Source organism: Microcystis sp. M53603_WE2, from assembly GCF_030065435.1.
Genome location: NZ_JASJFF010000033.1, coordinates 1 through 5,099, shown reverse-complemented (window position 1 = coordinate 5,099; position 5,099 = coordinate 1). Strand labels below are relative to the sequence as shown.

The 5,099-nt window shown below is 44.2% G+C and carries 4 protein-coding genes; 3 read left to right on the top strand and 1 reads right to left on the bottom strand.

Features of this window, described 5'->3' with window-relative positions:
- The first annotated feature begins 37 nt into the window (after nt 1-37).
- Nucleotides 38-235 (top strand): hypothetical protein, encoded by a 198-nt coding sequence (locus tag PX481_RS00745; protein WP_012264871.1) that lies wholly within the window; start codon nt 38-40, stop codon nt 233-235.
- A 1-nt stretch (nt 236) separates the two neighbouring features.
- Here PX481_RS00745 and PX481_RS00740 read toward each other — a convergent pair whose 3' ends face one another.
- Complete coding sequence (locus PX481_RS00740; RefSeq protein WP_288093141.1) at nt 237-1,403, bottom strand: cysteine desulfurase family protein; 1,167 nt, start codon at nt 1,401-1,403, stop codon at nt 237-239.
- Between the two features lie 1,119 nt (nt 1,404-2,522).
- Between PX481_RS00740 and PX481_RS00735 the strand changes: the two genes are divergently transcribed.
- Together PX481_RS00735 and ntrB are read left to right on the top strand one after the other, a co-directional pair.
- The gene (locus PX481_RS00735; RefSeq protein ID WP_288024540.1) at nt 2,523-3,845 is read left to right on the top strand and encodes a CmpA/NrtA family ABC transporter substrate-binding protein; all 1,323 of its coding nucleotides are present in this window, start codon (nt 2,523-2,525) and stop codon (nt 3,843-3,845) included.
- 196 nt (nt 3,846-4,041) lie between these two features.
- Nucleotides 4,042-4,869 carry a nitrate ABC transporter permease gene (gene ntrB / locus PX481_RS00730; protein WP_004159451.1) on the top strand — a complete coding sequence of 276 codons (828 nt, stop codon included), beginning with the start codon at nt 4,042-4,044 and terminating at the stop codon, nt 4,867-4,869.
- Nucleotides 4,870-5,099 lie beyond the last annotated feature (230 nt).

Below are 5,099 nucleotides of genomic sequence, written 5' to 3'. Positions count from 1 at the left end.
GTAAATTTAGATACAGAATTATCAGGGTGATCTGTGTATGTCTTTACTACAATACCGCACTACTGCCGTTGTTACTTGTCCCCAAGCAAACACATGGGTACAACTCAGAATGCTTCCCTCTCCATACAGCTTTGATGAAGCTCTACTACTCTGTGAACAGGATCAGGGCCGTTGGGTGGCATGGATTCCCGACTTTGGCGAAATTATCTTGATTGAAGGACAATTTGAGGGATAAACTAACTCTTGCTTACAATTAAAGCAGATAAACAGCGATCGATCACTTGTTTTAATACTAGAGCCGTCCAATCAATATCGGCGGCGCTGGTGTCCCTTCCCAGGGTTAAACGAATTCCCGCTAGTGCCTCTCGATCGCTGTAGCCCATAGCTTTTAAAATTGGACTAGGGGAAAGTTTGCCACTATGACAGGCGGATCCAGAACTAATGCCGATTCCTGCTAAATTAAGCTGACGAACTAGCTGTTTTCCCGTGATTCGACTGTCATCGTCCGGACGGACAATAAAGCTGACGTGGTGGGGTAAACGATAGAATCGGTCCCCCGTGGGCAGCAGATAAGGATAATCAGCTAAGAGGTCAAATAATCGATCTCGCAAGGCTATTAAACGCATTTTTTCGCTAATTAAGTTTTTTTGGGCTAATTCGGCCGCTAAACCAAAAGATGCGATCGCTGGCACAGATTGGGTTCCCGATCGCAGACCTTTTTCCTGACCACCGCCCCGCAGTAATGGTAAAATATCGACACCCGCTCTGATGTATAAAGCTCCCGATCCTTGCATTCCATAAATTTTATGGCTAGAAAGAGATAATAAATCTACGGGCAGTTTCCGCACATCAATATCGCATCTTGCCGCCACCTGCACCGCATCGGTGTGAAAAAGAACACCCCTTTCTCTGGCAATGCTGCCCAATTCTTCAATCGGTTGTAGGGTTCCCACCTCACTTTGTCCGTAAATAATGGAAATTAAGACCGTATCGCTTTGAATTGCGGCTTTTAGGTCTAAAGGATTCACCCTACCTTGACGATTGACGGGAAGACGAGTAATTTGCCAACCTTGCTGCTCTAATTGTTTACAGGGTTCAGCGATCGCCGAATGTTCCACACTAGAAATAATTATATGACGGGGGCGGTTATACTGTTGAGCAACCCCGATAATCGCTAAATTATCGGCTTCCGTGCCGCCAGAAGTGAAGATAATCTGGTCTGGATTGGCATTAATTAACCCTGCTACCTGTTCTCTGGCCATTTCGATGACTGTCGCCGTATCCTGTCCCCAACTGTGTAAACTGGAGGGATTACCCCAATGATGCCGCAGAATAGTGGCAACCCGATCGATTACTTGGGGATGAGTGGGGGTAGTGGCACTATAGTCAAGATAAATTTGCATTATTTTACAATCTGAGAAATGAGAGCCAAGGACAAGCAGCTATTTTCAGTTTAGCGGCTTAGGTTTAACACTCGATCGATTGTCGGGGCAGTTAAATCTTCCCCTGTCAAAAAACAGAGATGCCGGTTAAAGCATCCCCACAGAGTCGATTTTACCTCTCTTGTGTCAATCTCGGCAGCAGACCAGCAAAAGTCATCCCAAAGACAGAGCAAATATCGTCAACAATCAAAGTCATAAAACCGTTCTAAAAGCCTAGTAAACCCGAAAGATAGTCAGGAACGGGGAAACTTTGAGCCATCTTAAAATGAAATGAAAACAGATAAAACGCTGTAGAATAATTGAAGGTTATTTAAGAGATTTTTTCGGCCCTTTCCTGAATCCCAGACAGCCAGTTTTTGATAAGAGTCTGGGATAGGTGCGACAGAAGGATTAAAAGTATCGTGATCAAGACCAACGATCAAATAGGCACAGATGACTAACTGCCACTATTGACAATATTCCTAAGCATCTAATCAAGGGGAAACATCGATCGATAATAATATGCTTTCGCCCTTGGCAAGTTCCAAAGCATAACAGAGATTGTCTCAAGCTGGTCGCGTCGCTAATACTTGCGGCGATTTTTCAGTCATCGGTAAACATTAACCAGTAATCAGTGAACGGCAAACTCAAATCTGATAACTGAGTCAAGATAGCTAAAAAAAACCCATCGCTCTACCATGCGTTTCAGACAAATTTTTATGCTCTTATTACATGACTGACAATATTTTGTAACAATCTATACTATCTTTCCCGTTGAAGACTGTAAATTTAAGTTAATTGCTTCGGTGATAACCCTGAAATAAAGTGATCTTTCTAGCCCAGATGACTAAAAACCGCCCCTATCTATCGACTCCTCAAAACTGTTATGCTTCTAGAAAAAATCTCTTAGACAAAAACTACTGCTAAATCTCCCCAGATGGAGAAGCAAAAGCGATCGAGAGATAAAAATAGTTAAAGCCTCCTTACTGAATCAACAGTTACTTGCAAGAAATCTTCTCGGTTATCACCGCGGGGGAAATAATGAGAATTTTTCACCGTTTCATCACCTTTGTTTAGTTTCTAATCACGATTTTTTAGTCCATGAGTAAACTTTCCAGACGTAGATTTATCTTCACTGCCGGGGCAACTGCCGTAGGAACAGCAATTCTCCACGGTTGCGCCACTCCCAATAATACCGCGACCAGTCCCTCCCCGGCCGGCAGTCCTGCCGCTTCCCCCGTTGTCAGTGGAGAAACCCCCGAAGTCACCACCGCTAAACTAGGTTTTATTGCCCTCACCGACGCTGCCCCCTTAATTATCGCCAAAGAAAAAGGTTTATTCGCTAAACACGGGATGCCCGATGTACAGGTGATGAAACAAGCCTCTTGGGCTGCAACCCGGGATAACCTCGAATTAGGTTCGGCGGGTAACGGTATCGACGGGGCGCATATTTTATCCCCCATGCCCTACCTAATGACCTTGGGCAAAATCACCAAACAGCCAGTACCGATGTATATTCTGGCGCGTTTGAATACCAATGGTCAAGCGATTTCTGTGGCTAACGAATACATGGATCTAAAGGTTGCCCTCGATAGCGGTGTACTGAAAGAATCCTTCGCTAAAGCTAAATCTGCGGGCAAAGAAGTTAAAGCCGCCGTCACTTTCCCCGGTGGTACTCACGATCTCTGGATGCGCTATTGGTTAGCCGCCGGTGGCATCGATCCGAATAAAGATCTATCCCTAATTGTTGTTCCTCCGGCACAAATGGTGGCTAACATGAAAGTCGGCACGATGCAAGCTTTCTGTGTGGGGGAACCTTGGAACGCCCAATTAGTTAACAAAAAACTCGGTTATTCGGCCTTGATTACTGGGGAACTGTGGAAGGATCACCCTGAAAAAGCCTTCGCTTTACGCGCCGATTGGGTGGATAAAAATCCCAAAGCGGCAAAAGCTTTAACCATGGCTGTTCTGGAGGCGCAGCAATGGTGCAACGATCCCGCTAATGTTAAGGAAATGTGCGAGATTATTTCAGGACGGGAATGGCTGAAAATTGACCCCGCCGATATCTTGGGAAGAATGCAAGGTAATATCGATTTCGGTGATGGTCGCAAAATCGAAAATAGCCCCGTAGCCATGAAATTCTGGGCTGATAACGCTTCCTATCCCTACAAGAGTCATGATACTTGGTTTGTGACTGAAGACATCCGTTGGGGCTATATTCCCGCCGATACAGACATCAAAGCTTTAGTTGATAAAGTTAACCGGGAAGATATCTGGAGGGAAGCCGCTAAAGCCCTCAATGTTCCGGCTGATCAAATTCCCACCTCTACCTCTCGCGGTGTGGAAACTTTCTTTGATGGCGTTACTTTTGACCCCGAAAATCCCCAAGCCTACCTCGATTCCCTCAAGATCAAGAAGATTTAAATCAGTGATCACTAATCAGTAATCAGTAACCCGTCAACAGTTAAAGATGATTTGCTGATAACTGGTAATTAATAACTGATAACTGAAATTCTTGCGGAGCAAGCCAAGATAAAAGCTGATCACTGAACCACTGAACCACTGAACCACTCATAACTCAACCACTGATAACTCAACCACTGATAACTGATAACTGATTATGGCTGTTTCTATTTCTCGTCGTTCTCAAGGTCAAAAATGGTTAAAAGACCTGCAAAAAAAATTACCCAAACTAGCAACTTCGGCGATTGCTTTATTAATTTTCCTCGTCATCTGGCAAATACTCTGTTTTAGTCCCGATGCCCCCCTTCCTAGTCCCACCAAAGTGGTTAGCGATACCTGGGAATTAATTATCAATCCCTTTTTCAATAATGGTGGCACGGATGTGGGGTTATTCTGGCAAATTTTCGCTAGTTTACAACGGGTGGCCGTCGGTTTTACCCTTGCCGCTATTGTCGGCATCGCCGTAGGAATTTTAATCGGTAGCAGCGCCCTAATTTATGATGCGATCGATCCGATTTTTCAAATCCTGCGTACCGTTCCCCCCCTAGCTTGGCTACCCATCTCCCTAGCGGCTTTTCGTAATAACGAACCTAGTGCCATATTTGTAATTTTTATTACAGCAATTTGGCCAATTATTATTAACACGGCCGTGGGAGTACAGCAGGTTCCCCAAGACTATAAAAACGTCTCTAGAGTGTTGAAATTATCCAAAGTTGAATACTTTTTCAATATTCTTTTTCCCGCCACCGTTCCCTACGTTTTCACCGGATTAAGAATCGGTATCGGTTTATCTTGGTTGGCAATTGTAGCGGCGGAAATGCTGATCGGTGGCGTGGGAATTGGCTTCTTTATCTGGGATGCTTGGAATAGTTCCATGATCAGTGAAATTATCCTCGCTCTGATTTATGTGGGTATTGTTGGTTTCCTACTCGATCGCCTCATGGCCTACATCGCTAAATTAGTTGTACCCGAAGAAAATAAATAAGTTTAATTGTTACAAGTAAATAAAAGTGGGTGAGGTTCAAAACTAAATTATTAGCCACCCAACCCACCTCACCCCCGATAACAAGGGCCGAATCTAAAACCTAATTTGTTAAGCTAAAAGCTTTGATCTACCTAGTTTCTAACCTTCTTGTTAGATAGGAGAATTGCCAGATTCTTTCTTTTGCCTCTTGCCTGTTGCCTCTTGCCTTCAGAAGCTGATAACTGATAACT

Coding starts and splice junctions, on each gene's coding strand:
- PX481_RS00745 (WP_012264871.1), top strand. CDS start 38: ATGTCTTTACTACAATACCGCACTACTGCCGTTGTTACTTGTCCCCAA.
- PX481_RS00740 (WP_288093141.1), bottom strand. CDS start 1,403: ATGCAAATTTATCTTGACTATAGTGCCACTACCCCCACTCATCCCCAA.
- PX481_RS00735 (WP_288024540.1), top strand. CDS start 2,523: ATGAGTAAACTTTCCAGACGTAGATTTATCTTCACTGCCGGGGCAACT.
- ntrB (WP_004159451.1), top strand. CDS start 4,042: ATGGCTGTTTCTATTTCTCGTCGTTCTCAAGGTCAAAAATGGTTAAAA.